This is a genomic window from Thiobacillus sp. 65-1402, from assembly GCF_001897685.1.
Classification (GTDB): Bacteria; Pseudomonadota; Gammaproteobacteria; order Burkholderiales; family Thiobacillaceae; genus Thiobacillus.
This window is the reverse complement of record NZ_MKUG01000005.1, coordinates 1-15,877: the sequence shown is the minus strand read 5'-3', so window position 1 is coordinate 15,877 and position 15,877 is coordinate 1. Positions and strand designations below refer to the sequence as shown.

General features: G+C 66.1%; 14 protein-coding genes and 1 pseudogene. 3 read left to right on the top strand and 12 right to left on the bottom strand.

Going from position 1 to position 15,877, the window contains the following annotated elements; all coding sequences use genetic code 11:
* The 3 genes and pseudogenes from BGO62_RS00785 to BGO62_RS00775 form a co-directional block, all read right to left on the bottom strand.
* Positions 1-174: pseudogene (locus tag BGO62_RS00785) on the bottom strand (threonine synthase); the annotation flags it as partial.
* A 13-nt stretch (positions 175-187) separates the two neighbouring features.
* Positions 188-1,501 carry a homoserine dehydrogenase gene (locus BGO62_RS00780; protein ID WP_296638574.1) on the bottom strand — a complete coding sequence of 438 codons (1,314 nt, stop codon included), beginning with the start codon at positions 1,499-1,501 and terminating at the stop codon, positions 188-190.
* A gap of 23 nt (positions 1,502-1,524) precedes the next feature.
* Positions 1,525-2,769 (bottom strand): pyridoxal phosphate-dependent aminotransferase, encoded by a 1,245-nt coding sequence (locus BGO62_RS00775; protein ID WP_296638572.1) that lies wholly within the window; start codon positions 2,767-2,769, stop codon positions 1,525-1,527.
* Positions 2,770-2,905: 136 nt separating this feature from the next.
* Between BGO62_RS00775 and BGO62_RS00770 the strand changes: the two genes are divergently transcribed.
* Positions 2,906-3,286 (top strand): Mth938-like domain-containing protein, encoded by a 381-nt coding sequence (locus tag BGO62_RS00770; protein ID WP_296638569.1) that lies wholly within the window; start codon positions 2,906-2,908, stop codon positions 3,284-3,286.
* A 34-nt stretch (positions 3,287-3,320) separates the two neighbouring features.
* Here BGO62_RS00770 and yrfG read toward each other — a convergent pair whose 3' ends face one another.
* From yrfG to BGO62_RS00735, 7 genes are all read right to left on the bottom strand, one after another.
* Positions 3,321-3,974, bottom strand: a complete 654-nt coding sequence (yrfG, locus tag BGO62_RS00765; protein ID WP_296638568.1) for a GMP/IMP nucleotidase — start codon at positions 3,972-3,974, stop codon at positions 3,321-3,323.
* 46 nt (positions 3,975-4,020) lie between these two features.
* Complete coding sequence (gene rpoS, locus BGO62_RS00760; RefSeq protein WP_296638566.1) at positions 4,021-4,962, bottom strand: RNA polymerase sigma factor RpoS; 942 nt, start codon at positions 4,960-4,962, stop codon at positions 4,021-4,023.
* Entirely contained in the window at positions 4,959-5,801 is an 843-nt protein-coding gene (locus tag BGO62_RS00755; protein ID WP_296638564.1) for a peptidoglycan DD-metalloendopeptidase family protein, read from the bottom strand. The genes rpoS and BGO62_RS00755 overlap by 4 nt, the downstream gene beginning before the upstream one ends.
* Before the next feature lie 92 nt (positions 5,802-5,893).
* On the bottom strand, positions 5,894-6,574 hold the full coding sequence (locus BGO62_RS00750; RefSeq protein ID WP_296638562.1) for a protein-L-isoaspartate(D-aspartate) O-methyltransferase: 681 nt from the start codon (positions 6,572-6,574) through the stop codon (positions 5,894-5,896).
* Positions 6,559-7,302 carry a 5'/3'-nucleotidase SurE gene (surE, locus tag BGO62_RS00745; protein ID WP_296638559.1) on the bottom strand — a complete coding sequence of 248 codons (744 nt, stop codon included), beginning with the start codon at positions 7,300-7,302 and terminating at the stop codon, positions 6,559-6,561. Before surE ends, BGO62_RS00750 begins: the two co-directional genes overlap by 16 nt.
* 99 nt (positions 7,303-7,401) lie before the next feature.
* Positions 7,402-11,184: a translocation/assembly module TamB domain-containing protein gene (locus BGO62_RS00740; RefSeq protein ID WP_296638556.1), complete on the bottom strand. Its 3,783-nt coding sequence runs from the start codon at positions 11,182-11,184 to the stop codon at positions 7,402-7,404.
* Positions 11,181-12,917 carry an autotransporter assembly complex family protein gene (locus tag BGO62_RS00735; protein ID WP_296638553.1) on the bottom strand — a complete coding sequence of 579 codons (1,737 nt, stop codon included), beginning with the start codon at positions 12,915-12,917 and terminating at the stop codon, positions 11,181-11,183. Before BGO62_RS00735 ends, BGO62_RS00740 begins: the two co-directional genes overlap by 4 nt.
* A gap of 147 nt (positions 12,918-13,064) precedes the next feature.
* On the opposite strand from BGO62_RS00735, the gene BGO62_RS00730 reads away from it, so the two are divergent.
* Entirely contained in the window at positions 13,065-13,250 is a 186-nt protein-coding gene (locus BGO62_RS00730) for a hypothetical protein (RefSeq protein WP_296638551.1), read from the top strand.
* Positions 13,251-13,266: 16 nt separating this feature from the next.
* The gene (locus BGO62_RS00725) at positions 13,267-13,545 is read left to right on the top strand and encodes a type II toxin-antitoxin system RelE/ParE family toxin (protein ID WP_296638548.1); all 279 of its coding nucleotides are present in this window, start codon (positions 13,267-13,269) and stop codon (positions 13,543-13,545) included.
* Between the two features lie 265 nt (positions 13,546-13,810).
* Here BGO62_RS00725 and BGO62_RS00720 read toward each other — a convergent pair whose 3' ends face one another.
* Positions 13,811-14,650 (bottom strand): hypothetical protein, encoded by an 840-nt coding sequence (locus BGO62_RS00720; RefSeq protein WP_296638544.1) that lies wholly within the window; start codon positions 14,648-14,650, stop codon positions 13,811-13,813.
* A 71-nt stretch (positions 14,651-14,721) separates the two neighbouring features.
* The coding region (locus tag BGO62_RS00715; protein ID WP_296638541.1) for an AAA family ATPase at positions 14,722-15,877 on the bottom strand (1,156 nt) is incomplete at its 5' end.

Genomic DNA, 15,877 nt, shown 5'->3' with positions numbered 1-15,877 from the left:
TACGGCGAAGGCCAGTTCGCGGTAATCCATCCCGCGCATCGCCGTAAGTTCGGCGTCGCTAAAGCGCGGGTAGGACTCCGGCACATAGAGGCCGCCGTCGCTGGCGAGCCCGCCGAGCAGGATTTCGGAGAAACGTAATTGCGGCGCAAGGCCGCGCGTGCTGAGGTAGTTCATTGCTTGACCCTGATTACCTGGCCGCCAGTTCTTCGAGACGGATGCGCATCACCTGCCCCGCCACGGCGTCGAGCGCCTCGATCTTGGCGATCGCGGCATTGATGTTTTTTTCCACCGTGATGTGGGTCAGCAGGATGATGTTGACCTGCTCCTCGCCCTCGGCCGGTTCCTTCTGCACCATGGCGTCGATCGAGATGTCGCTGTCGGCCAGGATGCGGGTGATGTCGGCCAGCACGCCGGGGCGGTCGAACGCGCGCAGGCGCAGGTAGTAGGCGGTGCGCACTTCGTCCATCGGCAGGATCGGCGTGTCCGCCAGCTGGTCGGGCTGGAACGCCAGATGCGGCACGCGGTGGTGCGGGTCGGCGGTATGCAGGCGGGTGACGTCGATCAGATCGGCGACCACGGAAGAGGCGGTCGGCTCGGCGCCGGCGCCGGCGCCGTAATACAGCGTCGGGCCGACGGCGTCGCCCTTCACCAGCACGGCGTTCATCGCGCCGTCGACGTTGGCGATGAGGCGGCGCTCGGGGATCAGCGTCGGATGCACGCGCAACTCGATGCCGGCCTCAGCGCGCCGTGCGATGCCCAAGAGCTTGATTCGGTAGCCGAGTTCCTCGGCGTACTGCACGTCCTCGCGGGTGAGCCTGGAAATCCCTTCCGTATAGGCACGCTCGAACTGCATCGGGATGCCGAAGGCGATCGCCGACAGGATGGTCAGCTTGTGCGCCGCGTCGATGCCCTCGATGTCGAAGGTCGGGTCGGCCTCGGCGTAGCCCAGACGCTGCGCCTCCTTCAGCACGTCGTCGAAGGCGGCGCCCTTGTCGCGCATCTCGGTGAGGATGAAATTGCTGGTGCCGTTGATGATGCCGGCCAGCCACTCGATGCGGTTGGCGGAAAGGCCTTCGCGCAGCGCCTTGATGATGGGAATGCCGCCCGCCACCGCCGCCTCGAACGTCACCATCACGCCTTTGGCCTGCGCCGCGGCGAAGATTTCGTTGCCGTGCTTGGCGACCAGGTGCTTGTTGGCGGTCACCACGTGCTTGCCGTTGGCGATCGCCTGCATCACCAGTTCGCGCGCCGGTTCCAGGCCGCCGATCAGCTCGACCACGATGTCGATCGCAGGATCGTCGACCACGTCGAACGGGTCGGTCGTCAGCGGCAGATCGCCCGCCAGCGCCCTGGCCTTTTCAGGATTGCGCACCGCCGCGCGCAGCACACGGATTTCGCGGCCGGCACGACGGGTGATTTCTTCGGCGTTGCGGCGCAGCACGGTGAGCGTGCCGCCGCCGACGGTTCCCAGGCCCAGCAGGCCGATGTTGATGGGTTTCATTGTGTGATCTCAGTCAAAAAAAATCAGCGATGCGCGCGATAGCGGTCGAGGAACCGGCTCATGCGCGAAATCGCTTCGGTCAGGTCTTCCTCGTGCGGCAGGAACACCACCCGGATGTGGTCGGGGTGCGGCCAGTTGAAGCCGCTGCCCTGCACCACCAGCACACGCTCTTCTTCCAGCAGGTTGAGGATGAATTTCTGGTCGTCGTGGATGCGGTAGTGCTTGGGGTCGAGCTTGGGGAACAGGTACATCGCCGCCTTTGGCTTGACGCAGCTGACGCCGGGAATCAGGGTCAGCAGTTCGTGCGCCAGGTCGCGCTGGCGCGTCAGGCGCCCGCTCGGCGCGACCAGATCGTTGATGCTCTGGTAGCCGCCAAGCGCGGTCTGGATCGCATACTGCCCCGGCACGTTCGAGCACAGGCGCATCGACGCCAGCATGTTGAGGCCTTCCAGATAGTCCTTGGCGTGGCGCTTGTCGCCCGACACGATTAGCCAGCCGGAGCGGTAGCCGCAGGCGCGGTAGTTCTTCGACAGGCCGTTGAAGGTGACGATCAGCACGTCCTCGGCCAGCGAGGCGATCGAGGTATGCACCACGCCGTCGAACAGCACCTTGTCGTAGATCTCGTCGGCGTACACGATCAACTGGTGCTGGCGGGCGATTTCCAGGATTTCCAGCAGCAGTTCGGTCGGATACAGCGCACCGGTGGGATTGTTCGGATTGATGATGACGATGGCGCGGGTATGCGGCGTGATCTTGGCGCGGATGTCGTCGAGATCGGGCAGCCAGCCGGCGCCCTCGTCGCACAGGTAGTGGCGCGGCTTGCCGCCGCCTAGGCTCACCGCCGCGGTCCACAGCGGGTAGTCCGGCGCCGGCACCAGCACCTCGTCGCCATTGTCGAGGAGCGCCTGCATCGCCATCACGATCAGCTCGGAGACGCCGTTGCCGATGATGATGTCGTCGATGCCCACCCCGGCGATGCCTTTGCGCTGGGTCTCGTGCATGATCGCCTTGCGTGCCGAAAACAGCCCCTTGGAATCGCTGTAGCCCGACGCGTTCGGCAGGTTGACGATCACGTCCTGCACGATCTCCTCGGGCGCCTCGAAGCCGAACGGCGCCGGGTTGCCGATGTTCAGCTTGATGATGCGCTGGCCCTCTTCCTCCATCTGCCGCGCGCGCGCCATCACCGGGCCGCGGATGTCGTAGCAGACCTTGTCCAGCTTGGACGATTTATGAATGGTGCGTAAGCATGGCGTGGTATCTGCCGTCACAACGGATCCTTGTCAACCTGCGTAAAATCAAGGCAATAAATCAAAATAAAACAAAGCCTTGGAAAAGGCGCGATTTTACCGGAGCCGCCCTGCCCCGGCAAACGCCGGCTGCCCTCGAATCTGCTATGGTTTCGACATGAAACTGCACCTCAACACCGCCCCGAACCAGTTGCTGTTCACCGGCTATGCGGCCGGCCACGTGCTGATTGGCGGCACCCGCCACGATACGAGCCTGCTGCTCAGCGCCCGCGGCGTCGAGGTGGCGCCCTGGGCGGGGCTGGATTTTACGGCACTCACGGCGGCGCACTTTGCCTGGATCGCCAAGCACCCCATCGACATCGTGCTGCTCGGCACCGGCAGCCGGCTGCGCTTTCCCCACCCTGCGCTCACCCGCCCGCTGCTGGACGCCCGCATCGGGCTGGAAGTCATGGACATCGGCGCACTCTGCCGCACCTACAACATCCTGGCCGCCGAGGGCCGCAACGTGGGCGCAGCGGTGCTGATCGACCCCGTTTAACCCGCCTCCCCGCGCAACGCTTGCCCGGTGCCGCCTATTCCGGCATCACCTGGGCAAAGCTGGCGATGGCGGCGAATTCGCCGCAGTCCTTGTGCGGCTGTTTCGAATCCGGGTTGCACACCGCCAGCAGCTGGGCGATGCCGTAATTCCGCGCACTCCGCAGCACCGGCAGGCTGTCGTCGACGAACAGGGTACGCGCCTTGTCGTACGGTTCGACCGCCTGCAAGCCCTGCCAGAAATCCGGATGCTCCTTCGGCAGGCCGACCTGATGGGAAGATATCAGCGCATCGAAATAGGCATCGATGCGGGTTTCGCGCATTTTCAGGCCGAGGCTCTTGGGGTGCGCGTTGGTCACCATCACCACCCGCCGCCCCGACGCGCGCACCGCCTGCAGGAAGGCTGGCACGTCCGGGCGCACGGCGATCAGGTGCGCGACCTCTTGCTTCAGCTGCACGATGTCGAGCGCAAGCTCGCTGCTCCAGAAGTCGAGGCAATACCAGTTGAGGGTGCCGCTGTGGCGCTCGTAATGCGCGGTGAGACGGGCGCGCGCCACTTCCGGCGCAAGGCCGTGGTATTCGGCATAGCGGCGCGGCATGTGTTCCAGCCAGAAGTGGTTGTCGAAATGGAGATCCAGCAGCGTGCCGTCCATGTCGAGAAAGACGCTGTGTATCTGCCGCCAATCGATCATTGCAGCGCCTCCCCATGCGCCAGCGGCGGTCGCTGCCGTTTGCGGGTTAAAACAGTTCGTCCTTGGACACGCCGCGCCGCCGCAGCAGCTGCCGCAGCACGCGCAGGGATTCCATCTGGATCTGGCGCACACGCTCGCGCGTCACCTGCAGTTCGAGCGCCAAGTCTTCCAGCGTGCAGGCTTCACAGCCGTTCAGGCCGAAGCGCCGCTCGATCACCCAGCGCTGCTTGTCGTTGAGCTGAGTCAGCCATTCGCGGACATGGTGTTCGATTTCTTCGACCTGCAGCATTTCGTCCGGCAGATGGACATTGTCGTCGGCGATCGTTTCGCCCAGCGACAGCGTGGGGTCGACCTCAAGCGGCGCATCGAGCGATGCCACTCTTTCGTTCAGCCGCATGATGCGGCGCACGTCCTCGACCGGATGGCCGGTCAACGCGGCGATGTCGTCCGAGGTGGCGTCGGTTACGCCGTGGGTTTCCAGATGCCGCTTGGCACGCAGATAGATGTTGAGTTCCTTGATGATGTGCACCGGCAGGCGGATGGTGCGCGACTGGTTCATGATCGCGCGCTCGATGTTCTGGCGGATCCACCAGGTGGCATAGGTGGAGAAGCGGAAACCGCGCTCGGGATCGAATTTTTCCAGCGCGTGGATCAGCCCGAGATTGCCCTCCTCCACCAGGTCGAGCAGCGTCAGGCCGCGGTTGGCGTAATGTTTGGCGATGTTGACCACCAGCCGCAGGTTGCGCTCGATCATGGTCTGCCGCGCTTCGAAGTCGCCCAGCACGGTGCGCCGCGCCAGCGCGACTTCCTCCGCCGCGGTCAGCAGCGGCGCCTGGCCGATTTCGTTGAGGTAGAGCTGAGTGACATCGACCTGCGGCTCGTCGAGGATGGCCGACGCCAGTTCCTCGCTGCTGTCCACCGCCGGCTGTGCCGCTTCGGCATCGTCTGGCGTCAGGTCTTCGGATTCGTCACTGGATTCACGGCTCATGAACGCTCCGGCAGGTAGTTCAGTGGATCGAGCGGTTTGCCATAACGGCGGATTTCAAAATGCAGTTTAACCCGATCGGCGTCGCTGTCGCCCATCAGCGCGATTTTTTGCCCGGCGCTCACGCTGTCGCCTTCCTTCACCAGGATCGTTTCGTTGTGCGCATAGGCGGAGAGGAACTCGCCCGCATGCTTGACGATCAGCAGACGTCCGTAGCCGCGCAGGCCGCTGCCGCTGTATACCACCTTGCCGGGCGCCACCGCTTTCACTGGTGCGTTGCGCTGCCCGACGATGTCGATGCCTTTGCCGCCCGCCGCGCCAAAGCGCCCTGCCAGCGTGCCGTCGGCCGGCCACAACCAGCCGTCGACTGGCGCGCTGGAAGCGGATGCCGGAGCGGCAGGCGGCACTGCGGCGGGCGCCGCAGCCGGCGCCGGCTGGGCCGCGGCGGGTGCCGCCGACACTGCGGGCGGCGCCGACACCTGCGCCCAGTTGGCCTCGGAATACGCCAGCAACACGGCTTGCGGCTCGCGCTGCAAGGGCGGCTCGAGCAGCGGGCGCGCGCTCGGCGCGGGCACTTCGTCGAGCGGCTTGATTTCGACCGCGCCCGGCGGCGGCGTCAGCCGCAGCACCTGGCCGACCAGGATGCGGTCGGGCGACTCGAGCCGGTTCCAGTCGGCAACTTCGCGGTAATCCAGACTGTTGGCAAACGCAATGGCATACAGCGTATCGCCACGTTGCACCGTGTGCAGGCCGTTGGCGGACGGCACAATCTGCTGCGCCGCGGCGGGTTTGGCGGGGGTGGGCGGCATGCTGGCGACGCGCGCCGGGGTCCGTTCGCTCACTGGCGCCGGCGTATGCGAGACGCAACCCGCCATTGCTAGCAGCAGTGCGCCCAGCCATGCGGCCCTCGCACCGCCGCGGGCGGCCACTCCGATCACGCCACCCCCGGCAGCAGGGGGACGAACTTCACGCCCTCGAGCAGACGTTCGGTGAACTGATCGCCCTGGCGCTCGAGCACGCACAGCGTCTGCGTGGCATTGCCGAGCGGCATCACCAGACGTCCGCCATCGCCCAGCTGGGTCAGCAGGCCGTGCGGCACCTCGGCAAACGCAGCCGCAATCACGATGGCGTCGAACGGCGCAAAATCCTTCGCCCCCGCCATGCCGTCGCCGTGCTTGGGCTTGACGTTGTTGACCCGCAGTTCGCGCAGGCGCTGGCGGGTTTTGCCGACCAGCGCGGCGATGCGCTCCAGCGACACCACTTCGCGCGCCAGCTTGCCCAGCACGGCTGCCTGATAGCCGCAGCCCAGTCCGATTTCCAGCACGCGGCCCAGTTCGCGGCCCTGGCTCGCCTCGCCGTGACGCGCCAGTTCGGCCATGCGCGCCACGATGTAGGGATTGGAGATGGTCTGCCCGAAGCCGATCGGCAGCGCAGTGTCCTCGTAGGCGCGCGACTCCAGCGCCTGGTCGACGAACAGGTGGCGCGGCACCGCGCCCATCGCCGCCAGCACGATCTCGTCCTTGATGCCCTGCTCGCGCAGGCGCTCGACCATGCGGCCGCGCGTGCGTGCCGAAGTCATGCCGATGCCGGCGCGCAGGTTCAGGGATTCAGCCATACGTTTACGCTGTCCATCTGGCCGAAACGGGTCAGGTCCATTTGCAGCGGGGTAATCGAAACGAAGCCGTTGGCGACGGCATGAAAATCGGTGCCTTCGCCCGCATCCTGCGCGCCTCCCGCCGCCCCCACCCAGTACACGGTCTGCCCGCGCGGGTTGGTGGTCTTCACCACCGACTCGGCCTTGTGGCGCTTGCCCAGCCGGGTCACGCGGATGCCGCCGAGATCGGCCCAGGCGCGATCCGGCACATTGACGTTGAGCAGCATCGGCTCGGTCGGCGGCTGCGCCTGGATACGCTGCACCAGTTCGACCACCACGCGCGCGGCCGTGTCGAAATGCTGCGCATTGTGGTTGGCGAGCGACACCGCAATCGACGGGACGCCGAGCAGATAGCCTTCGGTGGCGGCGGCGACGGTGCCCGAATAGATCGTGTCGTCGCCCATGTTGGCGCCGTGGTTGATGCCGGAGATCACCATGTCCGGCATATGGTCGAGCATGCCGGTGACGGCCAGATGAACGCAGTCGGTCGGGGTGCCGTTGACGTAGTAAAAACCGCCGGGCTCCTGCCGCAACATCAGCGGGCGATCGAGCGTCAGCGAGTTGGACGCGCCGCTGCGGTCGCGTTCGGGCGCCACCACGGTGATGTCGGCCAGAGGGGCGAGCGCCCGCGCCAGCGCGGCAAGGCCGGGGGCGAAGTAACCGTCATCGTTGGAAAGCAGGATGCGCATCAGCGGTCCCCAGCACTATCAATCGTCGAAAACACGGGCTGCATGAGAACAAGCAGGGGATGAAACATGCCCGGATTCTAACATCGCCGCCCGATGGATTCAGTCGTATTCCAGGCTGTAAAACGCGTCGAAGCTGCTTTGCTGGCCGGCCTGCGCTTCCAGCCGCACGTGCGGCGTCAGCTGGTACAGCACCTTGACCACCTGGCTCAGTCCGTCCAGGCTCTGCTCGTAGCTCAGCATGGCGCGCGACGAGAGGCGCTTGCCGACGCTGACCACGCTGCTGGTAAGGGCTTCGCCGCTGCCGGCGCGCACGTCGAAGCTGTCGATGCCCAGCGTGTCGGCCAGTTTCGCCTGAAAGTTCACCGATTCGGCCTGGCTCAGCAGCGCACCGGCCGCGACCTGCAGCAGCACGAATTCCTGCTGCCCGCTGTTTTCCAGGCCATGCCCCAGCACCAGCCAGGCGAGCTTTTCGGTGTCGGGCAGGACCGGATCGGAATACAGCTTCACCAGCGGGCGCTGCACCGTGCCGCTGACCTGCACGCCGGCCTTGACGCTCGGGTTCTTGCGCACCGCCAGCACGTCCAGCGCGGGATTGTCGATCGGCCCGGCAAAGCGCAGCACCCCGCGCTCGATCTCCAGCGTCTGCGCATAGGCCGCGTAGCGCCCTTCTTCCACCTGGATCGTGCCTTCGCCGCGCAGCGCCTGCGCGGGGTACGCCGCCTGACGCTCGCCCTGCGGGCGATCATGGCGCGGCTTCTGGCTGACGGTGAACACGCGCAGCCGGCCGCCCAGCCGCGCATCGAGCCCGCCGCCCTTGAACAGGAAATCGTCGCCCAGCCTGAGCGTCAGATCGAGCGCCAGCGGGAAACGCTGCGCCACCGGTTTTTCACGCGGCGGCTGGCCGATGACAACGACGTCGCTCGACAACGCGGGCCGGCTCGCCTCCGGCATTTCCAGCCGGGCGCGGTCGGCGGTGAGTTCGCCGGTGAGTTGCAGGCGCTGCGGGTCGAGATTGAGACGGCTCGTGCCGGACACGCTCACTCGGCGGTCGCTGCGATTGATGGCGGCAAACTTCTCGAAGACCAGCGTGAGCCCCGCCTGCGGATTTTTCAGCTGCGCTTCGCCGCTCACCACGATGCGTCCGCTCTGGCCTTTCAGCTCGCCCTGCTGCACCCGCACCCGGTCGCCGTCCAGCAGCAGTTTCAGGCTGCCGTCGGTGATGGCGATGCCTTCTTCCGGCATCGCAAAGCGGATCGCGCCGGCATCGATCTGGCCGTCGATGCGCGGCGCCGCCAGGCTGCCGCTGCCCGCGAGTTGCGCGGCCAAGCGCGCATCCAGCCGGATGCCGACTGGCAGGAAAGGCCTGGCCAGACGCAGGTCGGGCACGTTGAGCGTGGCCGTCCATGCCAGCGGCGCACTGCGCGGCAAGCCGAAGGCGGCGGCCGTGCGTTCCAGCGTGGCGCGTCCTTCGGCACGCAGCTGCCCGGCCTCGCGGGTATCGGCTTCGAGGCGGGCGGCGACGCGGCTGGCGTCGGCACGAAAATTCAGCGCGAGCGCGGTCAGTCCCAGATTCATCGCCGGCTCGGTCAGCTGCACGTCGCCGCTCTGGCGCAGCAGGCGCGCTTGGCCGTCGAGCGTATCGCCCAGGCGCAGGCTCCAGTCGCCGTTCACCCGCAGGTCGGTGGTGAACGGCAACGGCTTTTCCAGCAGGCCGAGCACGGGCGCCAGCGGCAGGTTGGCCAAGCTGCCACGCGTGGCCAGCTGCGCGCCCTGACGGTCGATCTGCGCCACGTTGACCTGGCCGCCCGCCAGCGTCAGTGCCAGATCGTTCACCTGTTGCCGCTCGCGCGACAGCGTCAGCGCGGCGGGCGCGCGCAGCCGCATCGGCCAGGCGCCCTCCACCTCGGCCCGGTTCAGCTGCCCGCGCCACGAGCTCCGCGTGGCGTCCAGTCCGCCGGCGAGATTCGCCGTCAGCCGCCAGGCGGGCAGGCGGGCGTCGAGCGACAGCGTGTGCGCGTTGCGGCGGCCCTGCAGGTCCGCGCGGATGGCGCTCAGGCGCTGCCCGGCCAGGCGCACCCCGCGCGCGTCGAGCCGGCCGTTGAACGCGCCGACCGCGGTCGCCTGCAATTCGAGCTGCAGATCCAGGCTATCGGCGGCGATGTCGCCCGGCAGGCGCAGGCCGCTGGCCGCCACTTTCGCGTCGACCTGCGGCCGGGCAGGATCGCCGCCGGCGCTGCCCGTGCTGGTCAGCCGCCCGGCCAGCCCCAGGTTCAGCCGCGCCAGCGCGGGCGCGTCGACGTCCCACTTCAGGCGGTCGCCGGCGCGGCCATAGGCGCCCGCCAGCTGCGCCCGGTTGCCGGCGATATCGAGGTCGATGTCGGCCTCGGCCAAATGCCGGTTTTCGTAGCGCAAACGTCCCTGCCCGCGGACCGGGCGGCCCTCAAGCTCGCCCGGCGGCAGGGTGAATTGCGTGTGCATCCGCAGGCCGGGCAGCAGCGCGCCGCTCACCTGGCCACGCGCGTTGAGCCGCGCGCGCGGAAAATTTCCGAAGCGCGCCGGATTGATCTGCGTGGCGTCGAACTCGGCGGAAAACGCGCGGCTGGCATCGAGCTGCAGCCTGCCTTTCGCCGTCAGCCGGCCGGCCTGGCCGCTGAAAGTCGCCGCCTCCAGCCGCAAAGCCGAAGCGGCATGGCTCAGCGTGAAGCGCCCCTGCCCCCAGGTTTCTCCCACCTCGGCGTCGAGCGTCTGGCGCGCCGCATCGCCGGTCAGTCGCAGCGTCGTGCGCAGGCGCGTGGCATGGAGATCGCGGTGCAGGCCGGCCAGATCGAGGCGCAGGCTGGCAAGGTCGAGCGCAAAGCGGCCGTCGCGCCACTGGCCCGTCCCCGTGAGTTGTCCGGCCGCGCCCAGGTCGATCGCCAGCGCGCTGAAGTCCGCATGGCTCATGTCGCCCGCCAGCGCTCCGGTCAGGTTGGCCAGCGGCAGCCGCTTCTGGTCGAGCCGGCCGGCCAGCCGGTTGGTCAGGCTGAAGCTGCCGAGCAGGCGCTCGCCGGCACGTCCCTCGAACACCCCGGAAAACGCCAGATCGGCGGCCGGCGCGTCCGCCACGAACAGCCGCGGGTCGATCCCCTGCCCGCTCAGCAGCAATCGGGGCAGGCGCACGCGTGCGAACGGCGCGGCTTCGCCGCGGGCCATCATGCGCATGCTTTGCGCCTCGGCGTCGAGCCTGAACTGTAATGCCGTCAGGGTGCCGGCCAGGCCGAGCCGGGCCGCTATCGGAACCGGTTCGTCGCGCACGGCGTCGATGCGCCCCTGCAAGGCAAACGGCGCGTCCTTGCCGATCTCGACTTGTCCCTGCAGCCCGGCCCACGGCGAGCTTGCGCTTGCCTGGGTCAGGCGATAGCGCTGGCCGTCGTCGTCGAGCCGCCCGCGCAGCGCGGCGAAGCGCAAGCTGGCACCGGCATCGACGATCTCCAGCTGCGCCAGATCGAGTGTGCGCACCCGCACGTCGAGCGGCAGGCGCAGGCTGCGCGGCAACTGCAGCGGCGTGGGGTCGGGCTTCAGGATCGTCACTCGCGCATTGCGCGCCGCCAGCAGGTCGACGTCGAGCCGGCGCTGCCACAGCGCGCGCGGCTGCCATTCGAGGCGGATGCCCTCGACTTCGATACGCCGGGTGGCGCTGGCGATCGTCAGTTTGCGGATGCCGAGCGGCACGCCGAGATGGCCGTCGACGCCTTCGATCTGCACTTGGCCGCCACTCAGGCTCGCCGCTGTTCCGCTCAGCCAGCGGAACCCGGTGGTCGTGCCCGTCAGGAAGGCGCCCGCCGCGAGCAGCAGGCCCAGCAGCGCAAACAGGCCAAGCAGCCAGCGGACGGCGCGCTTCAAAACGATACTCCGAGCGAGAAATGCAGGCGGAATTTGGCGGTGGCTTCGCCGTAGGCGAGGTCGAGATTCACCGGCCCGACCGGAGAGCGGTAGCGCGCGCCCACGCCGTAGCCAAATACCGGCGACAGGGCGCCCGGGCTGTCGGCCGCGTCGCCGGCATCGACGAACAGCGCCATGCCCCAGTCGCGGTTGAAAAAATAGTTGTATTCGGCACTGCCGGTGGCGAGATAGCGAACCGATGCCACCCCGCCGGTGAGCGTGCGCCCCAGGCTCTGATAGGCATAGCCGCGCACCGAATTGTCGCCGCCGGCGCGGAACAGGAAATCGGTGGGGATGCCGTCGCGCGACTCCGCCAGCACGCTGCCGAATTCGCCGCGCAGCACCAGCCGCCCGTTGCCGCCGGCCGGGAAATACTGGGTGTGGCGGGCATACAGGCGAATGAAGCTGGTATCCGACAGCAAGGCCTCGGCCGCGCCGCCGCCCTGCAGGGTCAGTACATGGCCGCGCCGCGGATAGAACGCGCGCCCCACCGTGCGCTGGGTCCAGGCGTAGTTGGCGGTCAGCGCCTGGTTGCGCACGTCCAGCACGTCGGCGATGCTCTGCTGTTCGGTCTGGTATTGCAGCGACAGGGTCGATTCGATCTGCCCGCGCGTGCGGCTGCGCTTGGCCGCAAATACCGTGGAGCGGGTTTCCTGCCCCTTGATGTCTTCCTGCTTGAGCTGCACGCCGAGGCCGTGTTCGTAGCCCTTGACCGTGCGCGGCCAGGCCAGCTCCGCCGCCCCGGTCTGGCGGGCGGTTTCCAGGCGCGCATCGAGCTTGAGGCGCATGCCGCGGTCCAGGATGTCGCGATCCAGCCACGACGCCTGCACCCGTGCGCCGGTGTCGGTGCTGATGCCGGCGCCGACGCTGAAGCGCTTCTCCGGCCGCTCCACCACCTCGACCTGGAGCGGCACCGCCGCCGCCAGCGCCGGGTCGGGTTCGATGCGCACTGCGGCCTGCGCGTAATAGCCGCTGGATTCGAGCGCCGTCTGATAGTCCAGCAAATCCTGCTGGCGCACCGGCTTGCCGGGGCTGACAGGGTTGAGGTTGCGGACGATCGACTCGGGATAGCGCCGGCTGCCGCTGATGGCCGGCTGGCCGTAAAAGAAGGCGGGGCCGCTGTCGAGCGTCAGGGTCAGGTCCGCCGCCTGTGCGGCGGGATCGATGCGCGCCTCGCTCGCCTCGATCTGCGCCGCCGGATAGGCGCCCGCCAGCAGGGGCCGCAGCACCGCCAGCTTGGCCGCCTCCCAGTCCGCCTGGCGAAACGGCATGCCCTGCTTCAGCGTGAAGCTGCGTTCGACGCGCCCTCGCAGGCTGGCCGCATCGGCCCGCGTTTGCAAGGCGCCGCCGAAGGTCAGCTTCACGCTGCGCACCCGCGTGCGCGCACCGGGGTCGACCCGGTAAATCACCCGCCAGTCGTCGCCCGAGCGTTCCACCGCGCTGTCCACCTGCGGCGAAAAATAGCCTTCGGTCGCCAGGAGGTCGCGCACCGTCAGCTCGCTCTGCCGCTGCAGCCGCGCGACTTCCTCGGCATCGGGCTTTGCGCCCGAGCGTGCCGCCCGCGCCGTTTCCAGATGCTGCGTCAGAAGTGCCTTGAGTTCATCGGGAGCCTGCACCTCCACCGTCAGCGCATAAGCCGGCGTCGCGGCAAGCGCGACAAGGAAGATCAGAGATTTGACGAGGCGGGCGGGCAAAGCAATCCGGCAGGAACGGTCGTCAGGCCATTCTAGGGGGTGGGGTGGGATCGGGCAAAACTGCGCAACTCAACCAGATCGAGCCTGACACCCGTTTTCTCTCTATTCACGGTGTAAGATTAATCAACGGTTTCACGGAGTCCCGCCATGCAAACAGCCAAGGAAATGGCTCGCCAACTGATCGAACGTCTGCCCGACACGGCGACGTTCGACGACATCCTGTATGAATTTTATGTACGGCAAAAAATCGAAGCTGGCCTGAAAGCCGTCAACGAAGGCCGCACCATCCCGCACGAAGAAGCCAGAAAGCGCCTACTCGGCAATGCGGATTGAATGGTCGGAACCCGCGATGCTCGATATGGCGGCACTGCGCGACTACATCGCCAGCGATGCACCCGCCCGCGCAACATTTTTCATTCAACGACTTTTCGATCATATTGACGCCTTGCACACCTTCCCCGAACTGGGAAGAGTCGTCCCCGAGGTCGATGTTGCCAACATCCGCGAACTCGTGTTCCAGGGATATCGCATCATTTACCGCCTCTCTCCACAGCGGATCGACATTCTGACGGTACTACATGGCAGCCGCGATTTGGGCAACCCAAATAACCGGCCTTGGGAGGCATGATCGACGGAAAATCGTTATCGATTGCATCCCAGAAGTTCGCAGCAATTGAAATCGTGCGCACCTCATTCCACTAAAACGTTCCCAACCTAATTCCTTCAACAATACATGTCCTCGTTCCACGTCCCGCTGTTCAATCGCCGTTTTCTCAGCCAGCGGGCGCACTCGCAACCCACTCCGCCGGAACACAAAGAACGCCTATGCGGCTGGGCGGATACGATACGCGGCGGCTCGCTGCGCAAGTAAAAGGAATCTTGCAAAGTAAAACTCAAGCAACCGGCAGCGCCAACAGAATTTCATCGAGCAAGGCGCAGTAGGCTTCGAGCGCTCGGCTGGCGAGATCGTGCTCATGCAGATTTGCACGGTACGTATACTCCAGTTCCAGAGGCGGCGTTCCGCCAAGCGAGTAAACAACCGATTTGAGGCTGGTCTCAACAATTTCGACTGTGCCGTCACTTTGTGCCACAAACTCTGTCCAAGGCTCAATCGAGCGCGTCAAAAAACCGACTTCGCCCCACCCGAAACGCGGCGGAATGGCATGACTGGCCCGATTGCGATAATTCAGGGTAAGACGGCGGTAGTCGTCGGTATCAAGAGTGGACAAACTTTCGATGAACGCTTGAGCCTGCGTCCAGTGTTCGCACAGACTTTCCAGTTGCGCTTCAACCTCCTTCCGCTTCAAAGGCCCTTTCCGGCTGTCTTGCACCAATACATCCCGCTCGGTCTTGCCTGTGCTTAGATTTCCCTGATGTACTGACTGTGTCGCCACATGCGCCAACATATCGCGAAAACCGCTGGGCTGGAACATGCAGAAAAACATCAGGTGATCGAGAAAATGGAATTGAAGTTCGAGTGCTATTTGCTCTTCATGCGATTTCAAGACTTTTAGCCAAGCCGCCCACTCGTGCAGCCGCACCCGCCAGGCATTGAGATGGTTGATGGCCAAGCGCAAATCACTGGTCACGCCAAACCCGGCAAACAAACGCCAGTTGCCTTTCTCGACCCGCTCGCAGGGTTCGTAGGAGAAGGGCATCAGGTCCGGGATATCTCCGGATACCAAAACCTGCCTGAATGCTCGATAGGCGTTTTCGAAATCTGAATGATCCATGTGTTCTCACGCCCTCAAATTCAAAGAGGGCGGAATCCCGCCCTCTCTCAGCTTCACTTACCCGGCACCGATCACGCCTTCTCGAAGCTGAAAACCCCGTTTTGCGCGTCGACGCGAATGGTGTCGTTGGGCGCGAAGTGGCCACCGAGGATTTCCTTCGCCAGCGGGTTTTCCAGCTCGCTCTGGATGGCGCGCTTGAGCGGCCGCGCGCCGTAAATCGGGTCGAATCCGGCCTTGGCGATTTCGGCCAGCGCGGCGTCGCTGACGTCGAGCTTCATCTCCATCTGCGCCAGGCGCTGCTCCAGCGCCTGCAGCTGGATGCGCGCGATGCTGGCGATGTGCCCTTCGGACAGCGCGTGGAAAACCACGACCTCGTCGATGCGGTTGATGAACTCGGGGCGGAAGTAGGACTTCACCTCGCCCAGCACGGCGAGCTTCACCACCTGGTAGTCGTCGCCCGCCATCTGCTGGATCATCTGGCTGCCGAGGTTGGACGTCATCACGATCACGGTGTTGCGGAAGTCGACGGTGCGGCCCTGGCCGTCGGTCAAACGGCCGTCGTCGAGCACCTGCAGCAGCACGTTGAAGACGTCCGGGTGCGCCTTTTCGACCTCGTCCATCAGGATGACGGAATAGGGTTTGCGGCGCACCGCCTCGGTCAGATAGCCGCCTTCCTCGTACCCGACGTAGCCGGGCGGCGCGCCGATGAGGCGCGCGACCGAGTGCTTCTCCATGAATTCGCTCATGTCGATGCGGATCATGTGGTCGGCGGAATCGAACAGGTATTCGGCGAGCGTCTTGCACAGCTCCGTCTTGCCGACGCCGGTGGGGCCGAGGAACAGGAACGAGCCGAGCGGCCGGTTGGGATCGGAGAGTCCGGCGCGCGAGCGGCGGATGGCATCGGAGACGACGCGCACGGCCTCGTCCTGCCCCACCACCCGGCCGTGCAGCTTGTCTTCCATGTGCAGCAGCTTGTCGCGCTCACCCTGCAGCATCTTGGCCACCGGGATGCCGGTGGCGCGCGACACCACCTCGGCGATTTCCTCGGCGCCGACTTCGGTGCGCAAGAGCTTGAACGCCGGCTTCTCGCCGCTGGCTTCGGCCGTCTTCAGCTGCGCTTCGAGCTGCGGCAGCTTGCCGTATTGAATCTCCGCGAGCTTGTCGTCGTGGCCCTTACGCTGCAGTTCGGCCATTTCGCCGCGCAGGTGGTCGATCTCTTCCTTGATG

Excerpts from the sequence above, each read along its gene's own strand:
- BGO62_RS00780 (WP_296638574.1), bottom strand. The coding sequence starts at position 1,501 with ATGAAACCCATCAACATCGGCCTGCTGGGCCTGGGAACCGTCGGCGGC.
- BGO62_RS00770 (WP_296638569.1), top strand. The coding sequence starts at position 2,906 with ATGAAACTGCACCTCAACACCGCCCCGAACCAGTTGCTGTTCACCGGC.
- yrfG (WP_296638568.1), bottom strand. The coding sequence starts at position 3,974 with ATGATCGATTGGCGGCAGATACACAGCGTCTTTCTCGACATGGACGGC.
- rpoS (WP_296638566.1), bottom strand. The coding sequence starts at position 4,962 with ATGAGCCGTGAATCCAGTGACGAATCCGAAGACCTGACGCCAGACGAT.
- BGO62_RS00750 (WP_296638562.1), bottom strand. The coding sequence starts at position 6,574 with ATGGCTGAATCCCTGAACCTGCGCGCCGGCATCGGCATGACTTCGGCA.
- surE (WP_296638559.1), bottom strand. The coding sequence starts at position 7,302 with ATGCGCATCCTGCTTTCCAACGATGACGGTTACTTCGCCCCCGGCCTT.
- BGO62_RS00730 (WP_296638551.1), top strand. The coding sequence starts at position 13,065 with ATGCAAACAGCCAAGGAAATGGCTCGCCAACTGATCGAACGTCTGCCC.
- BGO62_RS00725 (WP_296638548.1), top strand. The coding sequence starts at position 13,267 with ATGCTCGATATGGCGGCACTGCGCGACTACATCGCCAGCGATGCACCC.
- BGO62_RS00720 (WP_296638544.1), bottom strand. The coding sequence starts at position 14,650 with ATGGATCATTCAGATTTCGAAAACGCCTATCGAGCATTCAGGCAGGTT.